This window comes from Vibrio injensis (assembly GCF_001895205.1).
GTDB lineage: Bacteria > Pseudomonadota > Gammaproteobacteria > Enterobacterales > Vibrionaceae > Vibrio > Vibrio injensis.
Genome location: NZ_BDJF01000016.1, coordinates 162878 through 186423, shown reverse-complemented (window position 1 = coordinate 186423; position 23546 = coordinate 162878). Strand labels below are relative to the sequence as shown.

Sequence of the window (23546 nt, the reverse complement as noted above, 5' to 3'; positions counted from 1 at the left end):
GTCGGTTTCGCTTATTAACTAAACCTAGGTGAAACTTAGTCGTTGCTTTATGATCCTAGGTATCTATTTTTAATCTACAGTCTGAAGTCGCTGTAGATGAATGTCGTTTTTATTCGGAAAATACCATGTTTGATATAGTTGTGACGCATACGGATTTTTTAGTCGTTAATAAACACCCTAATGTTTCTGTTCATAAAGATGATGGGGAGACGATGTTGCTGCATGAAATCGGGCAGCAAAGTGGCGATACACAACTGTATTTGGTGCATCGCTTAGATAAAATGACCTCTGGTTTGCTCCTGCTCGCCCGCAATGCGGCGGCAGCCAGTGAATTGTCGCAGGCTTTTGCTAAGCGAAAGGTTGAGAAATATTATCTCGCAATAGGTGCTAAAAAACCGAAGAAGAAACAAGGGTTGATCAGTGGTGATATGCAACGTTCACGTCGAGCCAGTTGGAAACTAGTACCAACGTATGATAACCCCGCCATCACGCAATTTTTCTCTTTACCGGCTGAGCCAGGCGAGCGGCTGTTTTTATGTAAACCGCACACTGGTAAAACCCATCAAATTCGAGTAGCGCTCAAATCGATAGGCTCGCCTATCGTCGGTGATCCGATTTATTTGCCGACTAGCCAAGCGGATCGTGGCTATTTGCATGCTTTTGCTTTGCGTTTCCCTTTTCAGGGCACACACTTTGAATTTGTTTGTGATCCAAGAAATACTCCTGTACTGGGCGAAAAATGGTCTTCACCTATGGTTAGTCAAGGTATTGATAGTTGGATCAAACCTTGGAAGATCGTCTGGCCGGAGATCAAAGCTCGCTGAGCGAAGTGTCGTGATGAGTTGCTATATTAACCGTTGAATAGTGTCGTTCTTTTTCGGGTCACCCATTAGTGATACTGTCACTAATGGGTTGTGTAGGAACGTCTTAATGTGAGTTATTGGTTTTCTCTAATGTTGATAGTGTATGAAAACCAGAATAGAGCCGTGTCCCAGTTGTCATCCAGCAAGCCGCTGCAAACAGATAGGCAATCAGTGAAAAATGATCAGGAAAGAGACAAAATAGAACCAAACAGACGATCGTTTCTGTCCCTTCGGTTAATCCACTCATATAATACAAAGACTTATGTTGATAAATAGGGTTGATGATCCCGTGCTTGCTGGCCATGACGGCAAAAGCGAGAAAACTGCACCCGGTACCAATGAACGAAAAAATCAAAAAAGCGCCCGCAATGCTGTTTGCTTCGGGATTCGCGAGAATAAAACCAAAAGGGATTAACGAATAAAACAGAAAATCTAAGCTAATATCGAGAAATCCCCCTGCATCAGTGAGTCCTTGAATTCGCGCTAATGCTCCATCCAGCCCATCACAAAGCCGGTTAGCGAGGATCAGCCATAAAGCCAAGGTATACTGCTCTAATAATAACGCTAGAAAAGCCAAACACCCCAAAGCAAAACCGAAGAGTGTTACTTGATTAGCGGTCACGTTGAGTTCATCCAATTGCTCTGCCGCATAGGATAAGGGGCGGCGAATAACCGGGATAATGTAGCGATCAAGCATTGAGTTGCTCCTCTGGCCATTGGATTACGCGATCACAGTGAAGCACATCTTCTTCATCATGAGTGACCATTAAGGTTGGAATTTGCGAGGCTTTTAACTGTTCAAATACCCACTGGCGAAATTGTATCCGTAGTGTTTTATCTAATTTACTGAACGGTTCATCAAGTAGCGCTAGGCGAGGTTGAGCGAGCAGCATACGCAGCAAACTGACTCTGGCTCTTTGTCCACCTGACAGTTGATCTGGGAAGGACTCCGCTAAAGCGAGTAACGATACGTTCTCTAAAGCTTGTTGCGCTTGTCGTTTGCGATGTTGACCTTTGACTGCATTAGGTAAAGCAAAGGCTAAATTTTCCCACACATTAAGATGCGGAAACAGCAAGTCATCTTGGAACAGTAAACCAATTTGACGTTGATGCGGACGCAGCGTGGTTAAGTCTTGCTGGTTAAATGTCATCTTTCCACGATAACGAAAATCGGTAGGTAAATGTCCGGCAATAGCATTGAGTAAGGTCGATTTACCACAGCCGCTTGGCCCCATTAGACTGACGATCTCACCTCGATGAATGGTTAAATCAAAGTGGTTTAGCAGTGGCTGGCCATCTGGCTTATATAGGGTAAGATCTTTGAGATAAAAACTCATTAGTTAACGGCTTCTTGTTAAAGATTGAGGCTGAAAGGCGCGACTAAGAATAATCGCAAGCAAGAAAAAAATAAACGGTAGCACGGCTTGCCAAAGGGCATAAATAGCCATTACCCGGCGGTCAAAACCACTGGATAGTGTCACTGCTTCGGTAGTAATGGTGGCGAAGCGACCGCCCCCAAGCATCAGCGTTGGTAAATATTGCGCTAAACTCACACTGACTCCTACTGCCCAAGCGTAGAGCATAGCCGGTCTCAATAGTGGGGCTTTGACTTTACAAAAGATAGACCAATCACTTTTACCTAAACTGGTGGCGATTTTATGGTAGTCAGTAGGATAGCTTTTCCATGCCCCATCAAGCGCAAGATACACCAGCGGAAAGGCAAAGAAGAGATGCCCCCAAATGACCCATAAGACATAGTTTGAGCCTGCGATCAGCAAGGTGAGAATTTGTACGCCAAACAATAAAGAGAGCGCAGGGACTAGCATTGGCATGACGATCAAATAGGTCGGTACTGAGCGAGGCGAAGCTTGACGATATTCATGAGTCAGAACAGCAAAAAGCAATGCTAGGCTACCACTGATCAGCGCTAAACCAACACTTTGATAGAGGGTAGGTAGCATAGTCGGCCACTCCGCTAGCCAAAATCGCCAACTGTATTCGCTGGGCCACAACTCAGGAAAACGCCAGCGCTGGGCAATGCTCCATAACATCATCAGAGGGAAAATACTCAAAGAAATAAAGCACACTAAACAGAGTAAGCTTTTTCCTGGTAAGAATAAGGCGTAACGGCCTGACCACATCCATTGGCGGCATAAGCCCAAGAGTATGCGCTCAATCAGTAATACTAACAGCAGCATGATACTCGCTAATCCTAAGAGCAGTAACGCGCCAGCGGCGGCGCGGGGAATTTGCTGCAAATCGGCATCACTGAACCATTGCCAGACTAAGACGGCGAAGGTCGGAGGGGTATTCGGACCTAAAATTAGACTGAGATCGACCACCGAAATACCGTAGCTAGTGACGGCAAATAAGGCAAAGCGCATTTTAGATAGCCATTGTGGAAAAACCAACTTACACCAAGCTTGACGAGGTGAGTAGCCGAGAGAAGCCGCAACGGTGAGTAAGGACGGAATACGTAATTGTTGTACCACCGAGAGGCTCATCAAGAGCAGAAAAGGAACTTCTTTTAATGCTAAGGCGATAGTGAGTCCCAATGCGTAGGGATCTTGAACTAGCCAAGTGGCACCTTGAGTAGAGGGTTGATAACCCGATATGGCATGGAGCAAACGCGAAACCATTCCTGTCGGTGCAAATAGGAAGGCAAAGCCAATGGCAAAAGCAACATGAGGAAGAGCAAGCAGTGCGGATAACGCATGTTCAACCCTTCGCCAATATGGAGAGTGCCAAAGCGAGGCTAAAATGGCAAAACTGATCGCTAAGGCAAGGTAGGTGCTCAATAGGGTTGAGCTAAGCGAGAGCAGCAAGGAACGTTCAATACCTGTCCATTGCCCAACTTGCTGAAAAGCCTCAACGCCAACACTATTCAATCCTACGGTGGGGATATAACCTAATGCAGAGCTGACGATACCGAGCACTCCAGGAATAATGGGCGCAACGCAAATCAGTAGTACGCCCCAATAAGCCAGTCGTAATCGCATAATGATCGTTATTGACGATGACCGTAACGACGCTGCCACTCTTCCCCTAACGCGGTTTGCCAACTGGGATGAGGTTCATCTATCGAAGGATACAATATTGAATGGCTGGCAGAGCCGCTAAGGTACTGCCTTTGGATAACGGCAGGATCTCCCCAAATAGCCAAATCCCCTTTACGAGATTGGGCTTCAGGGCTAAGTAAAAAATTGATTGCGACTAAAGCGCCCGCTTTGGCATTGGCATTCCAAGGGATAGCCAAAAAATGAATATTGGTTAGAGCGCCGTTTTGCATCGCGTAACTTTGTGTACTTTTCGATAGCTTACCCGCAGCTTGAGCGGCAAAAACAGCATTAGGATTAAAAGTAATCGCAAGATCAATTTGCCCATCATCCAGTAATTGGAGCATTTCTGATGAGCCGGATGGAAATTGTCGCCCCGATCGCCAAGCAACGGTATGCAGTTGATCCAAATAATCCCATAATGGTTTGGTTATAATGGCGAAAGAAGCCTGATCAACCGGTAAACCTAATGCGGCATCGTTAGCGGTTAATTCAATCAATAATGCTTTAAGAAAACTGGCACCATGAAACTCAGGTGGGCGAGGGTAAGTAATCCGGTTAGGGTATACCTTGGCATAACTGAGTAATTCTGCAAAAGATTGTGGTGGATTATTGAGCTTTTGGCGGTCATGAATAAACACCAACTGACCGACTCCCCAAGGGGCTTCTAACCCTTCTGTGGGTTCAGCAAAATCGCGATCAACAGGAAGTGATGAGTCGACGATTGCCCAGTTGGGTAGCATGCCAACGATCGGACCGTATAATAACCCATTATCTTTCATGGACTTGAAATTCGCACCATTGATCCACACCATATCAACACTACCAGCATCATTCCGGCCTGCTGCTTTCTCTGCGACTAATCGACTGGCCGTTTCGGCAATATCAGACACTTTAACATGTACTAAATTGATATCGTGCTGTTGTTTGAGTTGTACAGCCGCCCAACGTAAGTAGTTGTTAACTTCTTGACTACCACCCCAAGCATGGAAGTAGACCGTTTCTCCCCGAGCTTGTTGAGTGATCTCTTGCCAAGATTGAGCGTGAAGCGCAAACGACAGTAAACTTGCGCAGAGTAGAGCTAGCCAATTTTTCATTATTATCCTTAATCTTTTTTTCTATTGAGGGTGGCGTTGATCGCTAATGCAGAGCCATTTTGCAACAAGAGTCCGCAGTCCTCACCCTTTATCGAACAGTCACATCAATCCATTATGAAGGAAAATCATTAAATAAGTTAACCTTCTGTGTAACAAAATTAGCTTAATAAAAAAGACAGCTTTTTGCTGTCTTTATATTGCTCACTGGGAATATGAAAAACCGATGGCGTTTACTTAACCCAATCACTCAACGTGAAAGTCAACGTATGTACTTGGTTTGTTAAGGTTAGCGTTTCTTCGGTTAATGTTACGTCATTCCAGTCACTTAATGATTGAGAGACGAGTTGCTCAGTATCCATAACATCACCGATACACATTTTCATCGTCATGCCCATTCTTTCAATACGCAGTTTGTTATCTTTTAGCTCGGCTTGACCGAAAAAGTTGTTACAGCCTGCATTTCCACTGGCCATCATTTTTTCGCCAAACTCGAGTCTTGGTGCATCATAATGCTCATCCATGACCAACGGCTGCCCATCAATATGAGTCAGTTGCCAATGATGATGCTGCAGTGCGTCGGCAGTAATCTCGGTTTTATCTTGGTAACCTGCACAAGCAGAGAGTAAGACCGGTAAGGATATTGCGGCAAGTAGGGTTTTTGAACTAAGCTTCATGTGAGAACTCCTAATCAACAATCGGATATCAAATAGCATCAGGACAACCTAATCACGTTAAGTTGATGAGATGATTGGCATAGAGTATAACGGGCCATGGTTAAGTTGTGTTAGCGGACTGTCATGCCTAAAGCGTGGGCGATCATGAGCTAATCGCTAACCGAATTTTTTATGGGGTCAGATAGGACATAAAACAATGGAGTGGTTATGGAGCAGTTGGAGTTTTTCCAGATCCCAAGCCCTTGTGTGGGTGTCTGTAGCGTGGATGAGAAAGGCTATTGTCAGGGCTGTATGCGTAAAAGAGAGGAACGTTTTACGTGGCTAGACATGACGCCAGCTCAACAACTGCATGTCATCCATCTTTGTCGGCAACGTTATCGGCGTAAACAACGTTCGCAGCAGAATCAGACCAAGAATAGGGTGGAAATGGTTAATGAGGATCGACAAAACGAACTGTTCTAGCCGATAGTGTCGTTTTTTCAGGGCAGTCAGTGTGGTGAGTGGCGGTTAAGCATCAAACGAAATCCATTTCTAATGACAACATTACCTATCATACCCTAAAGACCAATCTGTTGGTTCAATCTAGCTTAATGTTCAGACTTCGCATCGGTAGGGTATGAGCAATAAAATAGCTAGTGAATTGGGTTATTTATTATCCCAATGATCGCTAACCCATCCCCCAGCATGCTCATCAAAATGCAAGCCAGAGAAAGTCCGTTTCGGGTCTTGTTTCGGTTGACTGGTTTTGCTGTGTATTAATGTATTGATATATTGCGCCATAGGATCGGCTTTGGTAGGAGAGGTGTTGCGTTTTGCAACCTCTTTAATCATTTGCAGACGTGAAGTTGCGCTAGAGCGTTTCATGGAATAGCCTCCTAATGTGATGAAGATTACATTACAAGGTACGACTTGGTTAAATATTAGTCAATGAGTTCTGCAAGTATTTTAACCAAGGTAGATCAGTGATTGAACTAACTCTCTGATAAAAAAGAGGGTTATCCATGAGCATGATGATTTCCTCTCCAGCGATAAGTTTTCAGTGGAGAGGAGAGAAGAGACCTGCGAGATTTAATGAAGTAGGCGATAAAGCAAAGCCGAGACAGCCATCATGCCAACAGCAAATACAAAGTAAGTGCTAAGGTTTTTTTTATAACCAGTGAGGGCGCTAACACGGTAAACGGCAATCATTGGCATGATAAATAAAATTAAGGCGATAACTGGCCCAGATAACGCTTCCATCATGCCCAAAATACTTGGATTGAGTATTGCCGCCGCCCAGATAGTCAGAAATAGAAATCCAATTCCTAATTTATTCGCCTGAGCGTAATTCAGAGAACTGTGCTTAGTCAGCAATCCATTTAGGCTCTCACGAGCGCCTAAAAAGTGTCCTAAGAACGAGGAGGTAATGGCAATAAAAGCCACCAGTGGGCCGAGCGTTGCAATAAACGGATTATCAGTCGCGTTCGCTAAGTAAGACAAAATAGAGAGATTTTGTGTCTTTGCATCGTGGAGTTGTTCGGGGGATAGCGTTAATACGCATGAAAAAACAAACAGCAGTACAAAAGCAATCAACACCATACTCGTGCGTCTTAATATCTGTTCGCTTTTCTTTAGGGCTTGTTGCTGATAATAGCGTCGCTGCTTATGAGCAAAACTAGAAATAGCCGCAGCGTAACTGAATGAAAAAACAATCACCGGCACTGATAGCCAAGCGGTATGAATAAATTCCCCAGCACTCGGCAAAGCAAGAGAAGGCAGATGCCAGCGGGGAATCAAATAGAGCGATAAAGCCGCTAAAATAGCTGCCAGTGGATAAACCATGACGGCAAACGCGCGTAACATGATTTTTTCACCGCTGAGCATAATCGCAATCAAGCCACTGACCAGAACACCAGAGAGTAACCAACGAGGCAGAGCGCTGAGCTGCGCTTGGTTAACCCAGAAACTATCAACAGTATTGGTCAGTCCCACGCCATATATTAATAAGATAGGGAAAATAGACAGAAAGTATAACCAAGCAATCGCTCTGCCGGCCGTGACTCCAAAGTGTTCTTCAACCACATCCGTAAAGTCACTGTTAGGATGAGCAGAAGATAAAACGAATCTTGCTAGGCCGCGATGAGAGTAGTACGTCATTGGGTAAGCGAGAAGCGCCATAATCAATAACGGCCAAAACCCACCAAGCCCTAGATTAATGGGTAAAAAAAGAATGCCAGCACCCACGGCAGTACCAAATAAGCTGAGTGACCAATAAGTGTCATGTCGATTCCAGGCGGTCTTTTCTGGAGTGCTGCTGAAATGCAATGTTTCTTGGGAGTCTTTCACTGAAATTAGAGCCATATAGAAATGATAATGTGGTAAAACTTATCACATTTAGTGGATGAAGGCTTTTTGTGGTGGTGGTCACATTCACTGATTAATCCTAAGTTGCCGGCCCAATGGAACTATGTAAAAGTGAAAATGTTGGTTTTTTATTCTAATTTAATTGTTTTTATTGGGTTTTAATTTCTATTTTAAGTTAATTTTTAGAGTTGTATGAATATGAGAACGGCTGTTCTTGATGATTCAGATATCGAATCAATCTCTATTTATGTGTTGCTTGCAGATGGGGTGTTAACACGTTATAGCAAAGCTAAATCATTGATATTTAGTCGATGAAGAGTGGTTTTATTTTTACATTTGGCGCACAATCTGTTCACTCTTTCCTGCCTTTGTGTGACCTTACCATGATGGTTAAATTTCGCGCTGAATCGATTTTTGTATTAACAACATTGCTCGCTGCTGCGGGTTGGGTTTTCTCAAAACAAGCCATTGAAGAATTACCACCGTTTGGCTTTATTGGTTTGAGATTCATTGCTGCTTCTCTGATCTTGCTGCCGTTTTGTTTCCCTGCTTTAAAAAAAACCTCTCGACAAGATTGTCTGCGCGCAATGGGGGTCGGTGTATTTTTGGGTGGGTCGCTCTTTTGCTGGATACATGCGATTTCATTGAGTCCCACCTTGGGTGAAGGTGCATTCATCATGAGTTTGTCGATGTTGTTTGTCCCTTTACTGGCTTGGCCACTACACGGTAATCGACCGAATCGAGCTTTTTGGCTGGCTTTTCCAATTGCAGTATTAGGATTGTTTCTGCTCTCTTGGAATGGCGCTTGGCAAATTGCGGTCAATCAGTTGTGGTTTTTAGCCGCGGCGATGGGGCTGGCATTACATTTTAACTTCAACAGTCAATACTCGGCGAAATTGCCCGCAATGTTATTAACCACGTTACAGCTTTTTACTGTCGGTTGTTTGGGGGTACTGCTCTGTTGGCTCTTTGAGCGTTGGCCTGAATCTGTCAGCCTCATGACTTGGAAGTGGTTTGCGCTGAGTGTGCTATTGGCTACGAGCTTACGATATCTGATGCAAACTATTGGTCAAAAGCATGCTAATCCAACCAATGCGGCGCTATTAATGTTATTAGAACCTGTGTGGACTTTGATTCTTAGTATGCTGGTTTATGCGGAAACTATGCCTTTGAATAAAATCTTTGGCTGTGCTTTGTTACTTTCGGCGTTAGCACTGTATCGTTTAGGGATCCTGCGTTGGCGATAATTAACAGCAGAATTAAGTGTTCATGGATAGAAAAAAGAGACAAAAAAGCCGACCAATATACAGGTCGGCTTTTTAGTGATTAAGCAATCGTTAATGATTAAGACGCTTGGACAGGTTGTGTTTCAGCTTCTGGCTCATGAGTTTGTTTCATGAGTCGACTGGTGATTGTTCCAGCCGTCATTGATCCCGACACATTGAGCGCAGTACGAGCCATATCAATCAAAGGCTCAATCGAGATAAGCAGTGCTGCGATTGTCACAGGTAACCCCATCGCTGGAAGTACAATCAGCGCGGCAAACGTAGCGCCACCACCAATGCCAGCAATACCAAACGAGCTAATGGTGATCATGGCAATCAATGACAAGATGAAATGGATATCCAGTGGATTAATCCCCATTGATGGAGCAACCATCACCGCTAGCATTGCAGGATAAATTCCGGCACAGCCATTTTGTCCAATTGTTGCTCCAAATGAGGCTGACAAGTTAGCAATCACTGGTGGCACATTAAGCTTAGTGATTTGAGCTTCGACGTTTAATGGAATGGTGGCCGCCGAGCTACGTGAAGTAAACGCGAAAGTCAGTACGGGCCAAATTTTTTGGAAATAGGTTTTAGGATTAACGCCAACCAAAGCAACCAATAAACCATGCACAACGAACATCAAAGCAATGGCGAGATAAGAAGCGACAATAAAGCCGAGTAAGTTCAAAATATCGCTTGCGCTTGAAGTTGCAACCATTCTCGCCATCAGAGCAGCAATACCGTAAGGCGTGAGAGCGATGATCATTTTAACCAATCGCATCACAATGGATTGCAGCGCATCAACAAAGAGACGAATAGGGGCTTCAAGTTGTTCTTTCTCTTGCATCACTTTACGTGCAGCAATACCGACTAAGATACCGAAAATAACCACGGCAATGATTGAAGACGAACGTGCGCCAGTCAGATCAGCAAAAGGATTTGATGGAATAAAACCGATCAGCATTTGCGGAATAGTTAAGTTAGCAACTGTTGATGCGCGAGATTCAAGTTGCCCCATCCGAGCAACTTCGCGTGTGCCTTCGGTTAGCCCTTCAGCGGTTAAGCCAAACGCATGAGTGATCAAAATACCTATCAAAGCGGCAATCGCTGTTGTGAACAACAAAATTGAGATGGTTAAAAATGAGATTTTACCCAACGAACCGCTGTTATCCAATTTCACTACAGCAGAAATCATCGACACTAATACCAATGGCATGATAACCATTTTCAGGAGTTCGACATAACCGCTGCCAACAATGGAAATCCATGAAAGTACATCACGGATAATAGGGTTGCCTTCGTTAAAAATAAGCTGAAGCGCGAGTCCAAAGACACTACCAAGCACAAGACCTAATAGAACTAAGCGCGACAGAGAATGGCTTTTTTTCTGTTGACCAAACAGGAACAGCAAAATACCGACAAATACCGCAAGCATAGCGATAGCTGCAACTGACATAATAGACATCCTTAACAGGGATAAAAACAACATTGAATTTAACAATGCAGAGCGTTAAGTCCATTAACGTTATCTGGTAGGGTCATCCATCGCATTTCAGCGGCTACCGTTCTGCGTCAATCAATGATGTAGGTATAGAGGTGATAAGACAGGCTGAGAATAGCGTGATCCAAATCAACCTTAAAAGACCAAAACGGTATAATTTAGAACAAATAGTTATTGAACCCTTGGTTTGTATGCCTTATCGACGAGGTGGTTGTGAAATAATCGGTTTATTGGTATTTTTTCAGCAAGTCACGCATTTCTATGGAATGTAAAACCACCACTCGTTTTGTTGATTGATCAAACAAAGCGTACAAGAGTGCTTGAGCGACCAGATCGGCGTCAATCGGGAGCAGATTTTTTAGGCGGCCAAATAGAAAAAAGCGCCCTAATTTCATAACACGTTGTAACCAAATCTCATCTTTTCTCGGCTGTTCACGTTGACCGACCAAAGGACCTGGACGGATAAAGACCACATGTTCAAAACCAAGTCGTCGAATGGTTTCTTCCATACGTCCTTTGCAGCGTAAGTAATGGGAGCGGGCGCTAGGATTGGCTCCGTAGCTAGAAACAATAACAATTCGAGTCACGCCTAATATCTTCATGCTGTGCGCTACTTGGCAGACCAATGCAAAATCCACTTTTTCTAAAGCCTGTTTAGAACCAGCTTGTTTGAGTGTTGTACCCAGTGCGATAACGCCATATTGGGGACGAGGCTGCCGCTCTGGCCAATGGGTAATACTGAGTTCAGAATCAATCAACTCGGTTAATTTAGGGTGAGGTAGCGATAAACTCCGTCGATTCAAGGTATAGACATGCTCGATGGCTGGCTCTGCTAATAAACGTTGCAATACACAAGAGCCCACTAGGCCAGTAGCTCCAGCAATCATGATCACCGGATCTCGAGTTGTGTTATTCATATTGACTCCTAAAGCGCATCGATAGTCAGACGGTTTATGCTCAGCATATCCAGTGGTTGATTATCAGCACGAATAACCCAACTCTAGTGTAATAGCAATATTTAGTGTTAGAATTCGGGCAGTTAAATCCGTTTGTGATGCTTACTTGCAGGTTATTCAGCCTTCGGGTGTTGATAAGTGAGATCCTCTCTACATAAATTGGCTAAACAATTCTTTACCATACCCGCTGTGCAATAAAGGAGTAGCGCATGACGACATCCCTCTTTCGTCGATCTTTTCTTTTCGATAGTTTAGATATTGACCAGCCGATGCCAAGCGGAGAAATAACCACTCAAGCAGGTGTCAGGCTTAAATTGTGGCAACGTGGTGTTCTTGAAGTATTACCAGCACACTATTCTGCTGATAGTAAAAACATGGTGATTTCTTGTGGTGTGCATGGCGATGAAACGGCGCCGATGGAGCTGGTTGACAAACTCATTGACGATATCGTCAGCGGATTTCAACGTGTACAGCAACGCTGCTTATTTATCATCGCTCATCCACAGGCCACCTTACGCCATACCCGTTTTATAGAAGAAAACCTCAATCGATTGTTTGATGATAAGCCTCATGCTGCCAGTTTAGAGGCCGATATCGCCAATCAGTTAAAAGCGCAGGTGAGCCAGTTTTTTGCTCAAACCGCCCCTGAGACTCGTTGGCATTTGGATTTACACTGTGCCATTCGTTTATCAAAGCACTATTCATTTGCAGTGAGCCCGAAAACTCGCCACCCAGTTCGTAGCCGTGCTTTAATGGAATTTATTGAGAGCGCTCATATTGAAGCGGTCATGCTTTCTAATGCCCCTGCAAGTACCTTTAGCTGGTTCAGTGCCGAGCATTTTGCCGCACAAGCGATGACTGTCGAGTTAGGTCAAGTGGCAAAACTGGGTGAAAATGATTTGGCACGCCTTGCTGCATTTGATCTGGCATTACGCGATTTAGTCGCGGCAGAGAAGTCGGAACATTTAGCGAAGAAAACCACTATGTATCGAGTGAGCCGAACGATTGTTCGCTTGCATGAAGATTTCGATTTTCGCTTTGGTGACGATGTAGAAAACTTCACTTCCTTTATGCATGGGGAAGTATTTGGCCATGATGGAGATAAACCTTTAATGGCGAAAAATGAAGGGGAGGCGATTGTGTTTCCCAATCGAAAGGTGGCGATAGGTCAACGCGCGGCGTTGATGGTCTGTAAAGTAGATACGCGATATGAAGACGATCAATTGGTCTATGATTAAGTAAAGCACTTGAGCTTCCATGGGGTTAACGATAAGGTTAGCCCCATTATTTTTTATACTGCTAGGCTCATGGACTTTAACCACTTAATTGCTAATAAACAGCGCCGCTGGCGATGGGTTATTGGTAGTTTTACTTGTTTATTATTGATGTTAAGTGCGACCTATTTAATGGTCGGTGAGCGTTTTATTGGCCCAGGCTCGGACTGGACTGTTCTTGAACAACAATTAGTTTTAGAGTTGCGTTTACCTCGCTTACTGGCGGCTATCGTTATCGGTAGTGCGTTGGCATTATCCGGAGCCACTCTACAAGTGCTATTAGGCAATGCATTAGCCGAGCCGGGAGTGTTGGGGATTTCAGGTGGTGCGAGTGTGGCGATGGTGATCGTTTTATTCTTTTTCCCCGCTCTTGCCGTACCATCGGTGTTCATGTTCGCAGCCGTAATAGGGGCATTAGTTTTTACTTTTCTTTTGGTGTTGATTGCCAAGCTGACCAATTTAACGACGACGCGTCTTTTGTTGGTTGGGGTTGCTTTAGGTATTTTGTCAGGTTCTGTCGTTACATGGGCTTTTTATTTTAGTGATAACCTAAGCTTAAGGCAGTTAATGTATTGGCTGATGGGCAGTTTAAGTGGTGTCAGTTGGTATCAACATGCCCTGTCTCTTTTTGCGTTCCCGGTGATTGTCTGGTTACTGTTTCAAGCACGAGCTCTCGATCAGTTGATGCTTGGTGAAACTCATGCCAAACAACTTGGATTAGACATCATAGCCATTCGTTGGAAATTGATTGTTGCTGTCTCTTTATTAGTCGGTGTCAGTGTTGCTTTGGCTGGCATCATCGGCTTCATCGGTTTGGTTATCCCACATTTGTTGCGTCTTTTATTGGGGAGTGAGCATCGTATGCTGTTACCCGCTTGCGCGGTGTGCGGTGCTCTTCTGTTGGTGGCGGCAGATATGCTGGCTCGACTTTCTCTTACCTCTGCAGAATTGCCTGTCGGTGTAGTGACAACAACGATCGGAGCGCCAATCTTTATTTGGATGCTGGTAAGAAGTCATGATAGACGTTAGTCATTTACAGGTTGGGCAACGCTTGCTACCGCTCTCTTTTCAATCCGTCGCTGGAGAGGTACTGCATGTTATTGGTCCTAATGGGAGTGGTAAAAGTACTTTATTGGCGGCGATAGCGGGGATAATTGCTAGCCAAGGATTGGTGCAGTTAGATGGTGTTGATTTGTTATCACGATCATTACCCGCACAAGCTCAGGTTCGCGCTTACTTATCGCAAAGCGATAAACCAGCTTTTCATCTAGATGTATTTCAATATTTAGCGTTATCACTTCCGCAAGGGATCCGTTATCAGGATCCTAGGGTCAGTGAAGTGTTGCAAGAATTGGTCTCGTTGCTTAGTTTACAAAATAAGCTCTATTGTTCCATCCATCATTTATCTGGTGGCGAGTGGCAGAGAGTACGTTTAGCGGGGAGCTGTTTGCAAATTTGGCCGACGTTAAATCCATTTGGTCGATTACTGATCCTCGATGAACCTGCTGCTCCGTTAGATATTGCGCAAGAGCGACTGCTGTATGACCTCATCCAGCGTATTGCCAGCGATGGGATCACGGTCATCATGGCTAATCACGATTTGAACCGTTCGCTACGTTATGCAGATAAAGTATTACTGTTAGATAATGGGGTGATGCATTCATTAGGTGAACCTCGACAAGTGTTAACCGCCGAGCGTATCCGACAAGTCTTTCATACTGCCGTTCAACAAGTGGAGATTGCCGGGCAGCCTTATTTAGTCTTTGATTGATGGTGGTGCATCAAGCACCATCGTGGTTCAATAATGATTAGCCTTTGGCAATGGCGTTTTATAAAAATCCTTTATAAACAATAAGATGGTTGATTGTAAAAACTTGGCATGCCAATCGCATTAAAAGTATTGATACATTCTCGTTCTTGTTAGGCTGTTATAGTCTTTAGCCACCTTGCTCTTAAGGTGGCTTTTTTTATTTTTGCCCATTCGCGATGGCCTTATCGATATTGAGTTATTGAATATCTGTATTTATGCTTTGGTTCACATTTTGATACAAATTGTGAACTAAGTGTGAACAATGAAAATTGATCGCTTTTTGAATCACGTTCATAATCTGTTTCCCATTCAAGTATGGTTTGATTATGACAACATCAGAAAGAAAACTTCGTGAGCGGCAAGAAAGGGAACAACTGTTCTTAATGACCGCTTGCGACATGATTGAGCAAGATGGATTCTTGAATTTACATATGGCGAAGTTGGCCAAGCAGTGTCAATACGCGACGGGGACGCTCTATCAACATTTTTCAAGCCGAGAAGATTTATTAGCTGCTATCGTTGGCTTAAAAGCAGCGGATAGAACCGAACGTTTTGAGTGTATTGCTCAATTAGACGTTAATGGGCGCGATAAAATGTTAGCTTTAGCGATTGCAGACCGTTGGTTCCAACAGCGCTATCCTCAGCATACTAAATTAGAACAATACGTTTTTACCGAAGCGGTGTGGGAAAATGTCTCTGTTACCCATAAACAGAAAATTTTCCAATCTTGTAAACCTATTGGCGATATCGTCAGTAGAATAACCCAAGATGCGCTTGATTGTGGTGAGTTACCTGATTATGGCTATCACGCTATGGATCTCTCTTTAGCGCCTTGGGCACAGTGCCAAGGTCATCATGCTTTAGTCAACGCTGATGGTTTACTGGAAGCATTGGCGGTGTCGCCTAATTCGATGCAGCTTTATCGCAACATTACTATGTTACTCAATGGGATGGAGTGGCAGCCTTTATTATCACTGGAGGATAGCGTTATTTTACAAAAAGTAACGGCATTAAAGATCGAACTAGAAAAGCATCCAGCTTTTCACTAACCCTTTTTATTTTTAGGATCAACCAGCAAGGAGTTTTCATGTTAAAACGCATGATCCTGATGTTAATCGTCAGTACGCTGATTTTTGGTGGCATTTTTGCCTACAAAGCGGTCGGCAACCATTTTATGAATCAATTTTTCGATAACATGCCGATTCCACCGGTAACCGTTACTGCCAGCGAAGTCACCACCGATGAATGGCAGCCCTTTGTCAGCGCAATAGGCAGTTTTGTTGCCGTTAATAGTACCGATTTGACCACTGAAGCGAGTGGTATCATCAACGGTATCCATTTTGCTAACGGTAGCAATATCAAAAAAGGGACACTACTTGTCACTTTGGATGATTCGGTCGATAGAGCAGAGCTGAAAAGATTACAAGCGGTGGAAGAGTTAGCCAATATTGAGTTAACGCGTTATCAGCGCCTATTCCGCGAGAAGAATGTCTCTGAGTCAGAGCTGCGTCGTAGCGAAAGTGAAGCAAAGCAAGCGTCTGCCGCTGTAGAAAGCCAACGAGCTCGGATCGCGCAAAAGACCATTCGTGCGCCTTTTGATGGTATTGCTGGGTTGCGTCAAGTCAGCTTAGGTCAGCTACTTTCTCCGGGTAGTGTCGTTGTCTCGTTGCAATCATTTGCCCCAATTTATCTCAACTTCACTTTACCAGAGCAGCAACTGGCTAATATTCGCTTGGGAGAAAGTGTGCAGGTCAATGTTGATTCCGTTGCTGGTCGAGTGTTTAGCGGAAAAATTACAGCGATAGCGCCTTCGGTACGTGAAGCGAGCCGAAGTATTGAAGTGCAAGCCACTCTGGATAACCAAGATCTCGCATTGCGTCCGGGGATGTTTGCTCGCGTACAGTTGGATACGGGTAAACCTCGTTCAGTCAGCTTAATTCCGCAAACCGCGATTCAGTTTAACCCTTATGGTAATTCAGTGTTTGTGATTGAAGAGCAAGACGACAAGCTGGTCGTACAGCAACGCTTTGTGCAAACGGGTGAACGCCGCGGTGATCTGATTGCGGTAGAGCAGGGCTTAGAGGTTGGTGATCGAATTGTGACTTCAGGTTTGCTTAAGCTGCGTAATGGGTCACAAATCATAATCAGTGACAATCCGCGAGTTCAACCGAGTGCGGAAGTGAACCCATCACCCGTGAATCAGTAGGAGTATTCATGCGTTTTACTGATGTTTTTATTAAAAAACCGATCTTAGCATCGGTGGTGAGCCTATTCATTATCTTACTTGGTTTACGAGCCATTATGGATATGAATGTTCGCCAATTCCCTGAGATCCAAAATGCGGTGATCAGTGTCAGTACCACTTATGTCGGAGCTGATGCGGATCTTATCCAAGGTTTTATCACTACACCATTAGAGCGGGAAATTGCCGCAGCAGAAGGGATTGATTATTTAGTCTCTACCTCGGTTGCGGGTAACAGTACTATTGAAGCGTATCTACGCCTCGATTACGATCCTAACCAAGCGTTGACGCAAATTGCTGCTCAGGTGAACAAAGTTCGCTCAGAGTTACCGGAAAATGCTCGTGAGCCGGTGGTGACCTTGAAAGTCGGCGAAAGTGTCGCGGCGATGTATTTGGCATTCTACTCAGAAGTCTTGGGTGATAACCAAATTACCGATTACCTAGTTCGAGTCGTTGAGCCTCAGTTATCGACCATTCCTGGCGTGCAACGTGCGGAAATTCTTGGTGCGCGTACGTTTGCAATGCGAGTCTGGTTAGATTCAGTCAAAATGGCTGCCTATGGCTTAACGGGGAGCGATGTCGCGACGGCGTTACGCAGTAACAACGTATTAGCGGCGTTAGGTCGTACTAAAGGGCAGATGGTCGCGATTGATTTAACGGCGGCGACTGATTTACGCGATGTTGAAGCGTTTAAACAACTGGTGATCAGTAGTGATGGTCAAAGTGTTGTGCGTTTAGCGGATGTGGCAGACGTTGAATTAGGCGCAGAAAGTTATGAGAGCTCGGTGAGCTTTAATGGCTTAGCTGCAACCTTTATTGGTATCGAAGTCTCTCCGGATGCTAACGCCTTGGATGTGATCGCGGATGTTCGTCAAGTGTGGGATCAAGATGTTATCCCTCAGCTGCCTCAAGGACTTTCTGCGTACATCGCTTATGACTCGACTGAATATATCGAAAATGCGATTGATGAAGTGGTAATGTCGATTATTTTGGCGTTGGCAATCGTTGTTTTCGTTATTTATGCGTTTTTAGGTTCATTTCGCTCGGTTATCATCCCAGCGGTGGCGATTCCAGTATCGTTGATTGGTACTTTTTTCTTGATGTGGTTGTTAGGTTTCTCCATCAACTTACTGACGCTACTGGCGATGGTACTGGCGATCGGTGTTGTGGTCGATGATGCGATCATCATGCTCGAGAACATTCACCGTCATATTGAAGAAGGCAAAAGTCGTATTGATGCGGCGATCCAAGGGGCTCGTGAGCTTGCATGGCCAATCATTACCATGTCAACGACCTTGGTTGCAGTTTTTCTGCCGATCGGTTTTGTTGGTGGTTTGACGGGCGTATTATTCGTTGAATTTGCCTTTACTCTTGCAGCATCGGTTATTCTATCGGGTATTGTTGCGTTAACGTTATCGCCAGTGATGTGTGCTTATATTCTTAAACCACACAGCAGCGATAACAAAAAAGAGAAATCGCTTGAGCAGTGGTTAGATAAGCAGTTTGACCGATTACATCATTCGTACCAACGTACTCTGCACAGCTTACTGGATAGTAAGAGTGTCGTGTTAACCTTTGGTGCGATTGTACTGGTTTCTTGTTACTTCTTATTTGTCACTAGCCCTTCAGAGTTAGAGCCACCAGAAGACCAAGGTTTTGTGTTCTCGATCTTGGAAAGTGACAGTTATCACACACTGGATGCATTGACACAAAGTACTCGAGAGCTCGATAGATTGGTTGATGATGTGGAAGAAATTGAGAACGTCTTCATCATTAATGGGTTGGGTGGAACCAACACGGCCATTGCTGGGATCGTGTTAGCGCCTTGGGAACGTCGTGATAGGCTCACTCATGATGTGCTGGCTAAAGACATTCAGCCTTTTCTTGCTCAGCAACCCGCGCTTAATAGTTTTGCTTTAGTGCCACCGTCCTTACCCTCTCCAGGTGGAGGCACGCCAGTTGAATTTATTATCGGCTCAACTCAACCTTTTGAAGCACTGCAAGAGGTGGTACAAGAGATTTTAGGCCGAGCGATGGCGAGTGGACGTTTTATCTTTGTTGACAGCGATTTAAAAATTAACCGTCCTCGACAAACCGTCGAAGTGGACCGTGAAAAAGCGGCGCTTATGGGCGTGTCGATGCAGCAAATTGCCGCTGACTTAGGCAGCTTATTATCGGGCGCTGAAACCGGACGCTTTTCACTGGATAACCGCTCTTATCGCGTTATTCCACAGGTTGAGCGCAGTGAGCGTCTAAATCCAGACCAGTTGACTAACTACTACACTCGTAATAAACAAGGGGAGTTAGTACCACTGTCTGCCTTAGTGACACTGAGTGAATCTGTTCAGCCACAAGCACTACGTGGATTCCAACAACTTAATGCGGTGAAAATTTCTGGTGTGCCACGTCCGGGTGTTCCATTGGGTGAAGCATTAGCCGTACTGGATAATATTGCGGCGGAAGTGATGCCTGCTGGGTTTAGCGTCGATTATTCCGGACAATCTCGTCAATATAAGAGTGAAGGGCAGCAACTGGTTGTGACGTTCTTCTTTGCCTTGATTGTGATTTTCTTGATCCTTGCCGCTCAGTTTGAGTCATTTAAGAACGCGATCATTATCATGGTTACCGTACCGATGAGTGTCTGTGGTGCATTGATTTTCACCAGCCTCGGCTTTACGAGTATCAACATTTATACCCAAGTGGGTTTGTTGACGCTGGTCGGGTTGATCGCTAAACACGGTATCTTGATTGTGGAATTTGCTAACCAATTACAAATGGATGGTAAGAGTAAGCGCGATGCGATTGAAGAAGCCACCGCGATTCGTCTACGACCTATTTTAATGACGACAGCGGCAACCGTATTGGCGATGATTCCGCTGTTAATTGCGACTGGTGCCGGTGCAGGTTCTCGTTATGCAATGGGCTTAGTGATTGCCAGTGGTATGTCAATTGGTACGTTATTTACTTTGTTCGTTGTACCGGCTATGTATTTACTGTTAGCCAAAGACTTACATCAAGGGAAAGTTGAGTCAGAAGCTTCTGCATAAAACGCTCGTGCTTAATAAAGCGTAATAAAATGGCCGTCTCTTTAACGAGACGGCCATTTTTTATCTTAGGTAAGCCAGACGACAGAGCGATTAAAGCTGTTTTAGGATTGAGTGAGTGCGGCTAGGTCCGCCGGACGATAATACACCGATTTCAGCACCTTACCTTGACGGATAGTTTTGCCTTCCATCATTACATCATGGGCACACTTGGCGATGATATAGTCGCCTTTTTGTACCGCCGTCAGCGAGATATTTTGTTTGGCATAAAACGCTTCAGTATCGGCGAACTCTTGCTCGTTACGACAAACTTTACTCATATTTGACGCATGTACTTCATCCCAGCAGGGTAGAAAATCAATGCCACGATTAACGGCAACATTTAGTAGTAAATCAATAAGATAACTGATTGTTAGATTGTCGGTAATCTGATTATGACCTAAATGAACCAGACGTCCCATTAACACATAGACACTATCAACTATTGCATCAGCTTGCTCAGTTTTACTGTCGGCTTCCGCTAGCTCCGTCAGCTCTTCAATAATTAGCGACGTATGCAGGGTATCGGCTTGGCTATCTAAGCTCGATGGATCCGCGACAGGGAGATCAAACGTATGGCGAAATTCGCTAATATCACGATAGAGGTGTTGATAGATATCGTCAGTCAGCTTAGATAAATGCATGGTCTAGTCCGTGGTTGAAATAGTTAAAAGAGTTTACAGGTAAGGCTTTAGTGACAGCCATTTATCGGCCACTTACAGTAATAATACCGTGGTGATCGTTGCTTCTCTCAAAGAACGTTATAACTAGAATAATGGATTATTGTTCAGGAGAGGGGGTATTGATTACTGAGCTCTTACCGCTTAAGGAGACAGACAAGACGCGCTCTGCGTCTTGTCTGTGATTCACTGAGATTATAGATACAGCTTAGCCAGTTCCGATGATTCCATCTCTTTACCGTCTAGCGTTGCATTCCAGTTCGGTCCAATTAGCACACCATCTTCAGCTAAAGTGATTAACCAATCTTCGACAAAGATATCTAAAGGGATCTCAAGCACTTCAAAATCAGACCACTCTTCAACGTTATGCAGTTGAGCATCTTCTTTTGAAGACCAAAAAGGCATCACTTCACTGTCTTCAAACTCAGTCGATTCACAAGAAAGCCAACCTTCTTCATTACGTAGTCCCCATACTAATTTGTTTTCTTGGGACTCTTTGATGAAAAGATCTAGGTTCGCTTGAATGTCTGCGGTTAATTTGCTCATTTTATTCTCTCACTAAGAATGATGCTGCTAGGGTAGCATTTTCAAGGCATAAATCCCATTAAGATTTCGATAATATCCACTGCGAACAAAGAGTCATCCGGCTTTTTTACTCGCTTTTATTGATTAAACAAATAAGGGAAAAGCGCTTTACGTTCCTCGGCAGAGAGCTGACTAACGCGTTGGATATTTATCTCAGGGATTGCTTCTGGGTTTGGATAATGTTTGAGTACTTTTTCCATGCTTTGCTCCCGAATTAAATGAAAAATAGGGTAGGGTGAGCGATTAGTTAAATTCTCATCATCTTCTGGACAGGTTCCAGCAAAGCAATACTGGGGGTGAAAAGTCGCGACTTGGAAAATGCCTTCCCAATCTTGCTGACGTATCAAGGCTTCAACCCAATCGATAAAAAAATTGTAGTCCATAAAATCATCTAACATATTCGGGACTACCACTAAGGTTGTTTCTAGCTCTTGTGCTTCTTTCGTATCCAGTTCAAGCAATTGATCAAGGATGTCTTGTAGTAGTTCTTCTTCACGGCTCGCTTGACTAACGAAAATTTTAATCTGCTGATTGCGTTGAGGTTTTGCAGCAAACGGACATAAGTTTAAGCCAATCACGACTTCATTGAGCCATTGATTGACATGTTCGGTAATCTTCGAGGGACTAAGTGTTGACATAATGATTAAGCACAGTGATTAGTATACCTCTACGACTTGAAATTACAGTGGTGTTGGCGAGAGCACTTATTTCAATCACATCGTTGCTTGATGCTGATGGCAATTGATTCACTGGTTGCTTATCTATTTTTCCAAGTCGTTTGGGTATAGTGATGAATAATTGTCTGAGTAGCATAATACGACTCAGACATCGATGAGTACAGGATTGTATCGGTTACTTACTATTGATGGCCACTTTTTCTTGCTTTGGGTATAGCTGCCAGCAAAGTAAGAACAAAATCAAATAACATACTGAACCACCGAGAGTGACCATTACCCAGCCACCCTGTTGCCAACAATAGAGCAGATAAAATCCTCCTAGGCTTCCTCCTACGTAATAATGCACTAAGTACAAAGCAGTCGCGGTCGCTTTGGCTTGAAGCGCTTTTTGACTGACCCAGGCATAAGCTAAGGTGTGAGTGAAAAAAGCACCGAAACTTATTAAAAGTAAACCACACACCATGAACCATAATGATTCGACGGCGGCTAGCCACATTCCGGCCATACTGACCATTGCACCAAGAATCATTCCAGCAACAGGATGATAATAAGATACCCAGCGGCCAGTTAGTCGTGAGCTGATGGTTCCAGCGAGGTAACAGAGAAAGATTAATGAGGCAATGCCAACGGGTAGTGCATATGGTTCTGCGACTAATCGAAAGCCCATTACCGAATAGAGATTGACGAATAACGCAAAGTTGGTTCCACCGATGAGCATGGCTAGCCACAAGTGACGTTGCCTTAGATGCGAGAGCAGTGCTTGATTATGTTGTAAAAAACGCCCACGTTGTGGCGTAAAATGGCGTTGTACGGGTAAAGAAAAATAAACAATCAATGCACCCAATAAAGTAAAAATAGCCATCGCAACGACGGCCGATTGCCAGCCAAAAGCATCCGTTAACAACCCGCCAGCAATACGACCACTGATCCCACCGAGTGAATTGGCGGCAATATATCCCCCAATCGCTTTATTGAATGCTTGTGGCGATAATTCCTCAACCATATAAGCTACAGCAACAGATGCAAAAGCGGCTAACGCAATTCCCATTAAGGCTCGGCTGATGATTAAGATCCATAATTGATCGCTTAACAAGCTCAGTAAACCAAACCATGGCATCGCGAATAGCCCGATTAGCATCACTCCGCGGCGGCCAAAAACTTCAGAACTGATCGCCCAAGGTACTAAGCTTACTGATAATGCTAACGTTGAGGCGGCAAATAGCCAGTTAATTTGAGTTTCTGACACCGCAAAGTGTTGAGCCAGATAAGGCAGCATAGGTTGGAAAAGATACAAGTTACAGAAGATCAAAAAAGATCCAAGGGCAAGAGCAAAAGTGACTCGACGATAGGCTTGGCTGTGTTGTTCAATCATAGGTTTATTGGTCAGGTTAAGTCGTTAGTAAGCTTAATGTGATCAAACTAGCAGCGTTATCTGGA

The 23546-nt window shown here is 44.3% G+C and carries 22 protein-coding genes; 9 read left to right on the top strand and 13 right to left on the bottom strand.

The window, feature by feature from the left end; translation table 11 throughout:
- The first annotated feature begins 125 nt into the window (after positions 1 to 125).
- Positions 126 to 824, top strand: a complete 699-nt coding sequence (locus BSR11_RS06025) for a TIGR01621 family pseudouridine synthase (RefSeq protein ID WP_072669546.1) — start codon at positions 126 to 128, stop codon at positions 822 to 824.
- A 103-nt stretch (positions 825 to 927) separates the two neighbouring features.
- On the opposite strand, the gene BSR11_RS06020 is transcribed toward BSR11_RS06025, so the two are convergent.
- The 5 genes from BSR11_RS06020 to BSR11_RS06000 form a co-directional block, all read right to left on the bottom strand.
- Positions 928 to 1560 (bottom strand): CDP-alcohol phosphatidyltransferase family protein, encoded by a 633-nt coding sequence (locus BSR11_RS06020; protein WP_072669545.1) that lies wholly within the window; start codon positions 1558 to 1560, stop codon positions 928 to 930.
- Positions 1553 to 2200: an ATP-binding cassette domain-containing protein gene (locus tag BSR11_RS06015; RefSeq protein WP_072669544.1), complete on the bottom strand. Its 648-nt coding sequence runs from the start codon at positions 2198 to 2200 to the stop codon at positions 1553 to 1555. The genes BSR11_RS06020 and BSR11_RS06015 overlap by 8 nt, the downstream gene beginning before the upstream one ends.
- 3 nt (positions 2201 to 2203) lie before the next feature.
- Complete coding sequence (locus BSR11_RS06010) at positions 2204 to 3862, bottom strand: ABC transporter permease (protein ID WP_072669543.1); 1659 nt, start codon at positions 3860 to 3862, stop codon at positions 2204 to 2206.
- 8 nt (positions 3863 to 3870) lie between these two features.
- Positions 3871 to 5016 carry an ABC transporter substrate-binding protein gene (locus BSR11_RS06005; RefSeq protein ID WP_072669542.1) on the bottom strand — a complete coding sequence of 382 codons (1146 nt, stop codon included), beginning with the start codon at positions 5014 to 5016 and terminating at the stop codon, positions 3871 to 3873.
- A gap of 230 nt (positions 5017 to 5246) precedes the next feature.
- The gene (locus tag BSR11_RS06000) at positions 5247 to 5690 is read right to left on the bottom strand and encodes an META domain-containing protein (RefSeq protein WP_072669541.1); all 444 of its coding nucleotides are present in this window, start codon (positions 5688 to 5690) and stop codon (positions 5247 to 5249) included.
- A gap of 207 nt (positions 5691 to 5897) precedes the next feature.
- Between BSR11_RS06000 and BSR11_RS05995 the strand changes: the two genes are divergently transcribed.
- Positions 5898 to 6152 carry a DUF1289 domain-containing protein gene (locus tag BSR11_RS05995; protein WP_072669540.1) on the top strand — a complete coding sequence of 85 codons (255 nt, stop codon included), beginning with the start codon at positions 5898 to 5900 and terminating at the stop codon, positions 6150 to 6152.
- A 183-nt stretch (positions 6153 to 6335) separates the two neighbouring features.
- Here the strand turns inward: BSR11_RS05995 and BSR11_RS05990 are convergent, their stop codons facing one another.
- On the bottom strand, positions 6336 to 6554 hold the full coding sequence (locus BSR11_RS05990) for a hypothetical protein (protein ID WP_072669539.1): 219 nt from the start codon (positions 6552 to 6554) through the stop codon (positions 6336 to 6338).
- A gap of 204 nt (positions 6555 to 6758) precedes the next feature.
- On the bottom strand, positions 6759 to 8015 hold the full coding sequence (locus BSR11_RS05985; RefSeq protein WP_072670047.1) for an aromatic amino acid transport family protein: 1257 nt from the start codon (positions 8013 to 8015) through the stop codon (positions 6759 to 6761).
- Positions 8016 to 8416: 401 nt separating this feature from the next.
- Here BSR11_RS05985 and BSR11_RS05980 point away from each other — a divergent pair, with 401 nt between their 5' ends.
- On the top strand, positions 8417 to 9280 hold the full coding sequence (locus tag BSR11_RS05980) for a DMT family transporter (protein ID WP_072670046.1): 864 nt from the start codon (positions 8417 to 8419) through the stop codon (positions 9278 to 9280).
- Positions 9281 to 9377: 97 nt separating this feature from the next.
- Here the strand turns inward: BSR11_RS05980 and BSR11_RS05975 are convergent, their stop codons facing one another.
- Positions 9378 to 10757 carry an L-cystine transporter gene (locus tag BSR11_RS05975; RefSeq protein ID WP_072669538.1) on the bottom strand — a complete coding sequence of 460 codons (1380 nt, stop codon included), beginning with the start codon at positions 10755 to 10757 and terminating at the stop codon, positions 9378 to 9380.
- Between the two features lie 272 nt (positions 10758 to 11029).
- Positions 11030 to 11719 (bottom strand): NAD(P)H-binding protein, encoded by a 690-nt coding sequence (locus tag BSR11_RS05970; protein ID WP_072669537.1) that lies wholly within the window; start codon positions 11717 to 11719, stop codon positions 11030 to 11032.
- A 248-nt stretch (positions 11720 to 11967) separates the two neighbouring features.
- On the opposite strand from BSR11_RS05970, the gene BSR11_RS05965 reads away from it, so the two are divergent.
- The 6 genes from BSR11_RS05965 (at position 11968) to BSR11_RS05940 (ending at position 20131) form a co-directional block, all read left to right on the top strand.
- Positions 11968 to 12996: a succinylglutamate desuccinylase gene (locus BSR11_RS05965; RefSeq protein WP_072669536.1), complete on the top strand. Its 1029-nt coding sequence runs from the start codon at positions 11968 to 11970 to the stop codon at positions 12994 to 12996.
- Positions 12997 to 13065: 69 nt separating this feature from the next.
- Positions 13066 to 14061, top strand: coding sequence for a vitamin B12 ABC transporter permease BtuC (gene btuC / locus BSR11_RS05960; RefSeq protein ID WP_072669535.1), 996 nt, complete (start codon positions 13066 to 13068; stop codon positions 14059 to 14061).
- Positions 14048 to 14803: a vitamin B12 ABC transporter ATP-binding protein BtuD gene (gene btuD, locus BSR11_RS05955; protein WP_072669534.1), complete on the top strand. Its 756-nt coding sequence runs from the start codon at positions 14048 to 14050 to the stop codon at positions 14801 to 14803. The genes btuC and btuD overlap by 14 nt, the downstream gene beginning before the upstream one ends.
- Positions 14804 to 15168: 365 nt before the next feature.
- Complete coding sequence (locus tag BSR11_RS05950; RefSeq protein WP_072669533.1) at positions 15169 to 15891, top strand: TetR/AcrR family transcriptional regulator; 723 nt, start codon at positions 15169 to 15171, stop codon at positions 15889 to 15891.
- A 38-nt stretch (positions 15892 to 15929) separates the two neighbouring features.
- Positions 15930 to 17048, top strand: a complete 1119-nt coding sequence (locus BSR11_RS05945; protein WP_072669532.1) for an efflux RND transporter periplasmic adaptor subunit — start codon at positions 15930 to 15932, stop codon at positions 17046 to 17048.
- A gap of 8 nt (positions 17049 to 17056) precedes the next feature.
- Complete coding sequence (locus BSR11_RS05940; protein ID WP_072669531.1) at positions 17057 to 20131, top strand: efflux RND transporter permease subunit; 3075 nt, start codon at positions 17057 to 17059, stop codon at positions 20129 to 20131.
- Between the two features lie 101 nt (positions 20132 to 20232).
- Here the strand turns inward: BSR11_RS05940 and BSR11_RS05935 are convergent, their stop codons facing one another.
- The 4 genes from BSR11_RS05935 to BSR11_RS05920 all read right to left on the bottom strand — a co-directional run bounded on the left by BSR11_RS05935 (position 20233) and on the right by BSR11_RS05920 (position 23481).
- Positions 20233 to 20811: a nucleoside triphosphate pyrophosphohydrolase family protein gene (locus BSR11_RS05935; RefSeq protein WP_072669530.1), complete on the bottom strand. Its 579-nt coding sequence runs from the start codon at positions 20809 to 20811 to the stop codon at positions 20233 to 20235.
- A gap of 231 nt (positions 20812 to 21042) precedes the next feature.
- Entirely contained in the window at positions 21043 to 21393 is a 351-nt protein-coding gene (locus BSR11_RS05930) for a DUF2750 domain-containing protein (protein ID WP_004395137.1), read from the bottom strand.
- 116 nt (positions 21394 to 21509) lie between these two features.
- Positions 21510 to 22070, bottom strand: coding sequence for a DUF1415 domain-containing protein (locus tag BSR11_RS05925; protein ID WP_072669529.1), 561 nt, complete (start codon positions 22068 to 22070; stop codon positions 21510 to 21512).
- Between the two features lie 214 nt (positions 22071 to 22284).
- A complete protein-coding gene (locus BSR11_RS05920; protein ID WP_072669528.1) occupies positions 22285 to 23481 on the bottom strand; it encodes an MFS transporter in 1197 nt (398 codons plus the stop codon).
- Between the last annotated feature and the right edge of the window lie 65 nt (positions 23482 to 23546).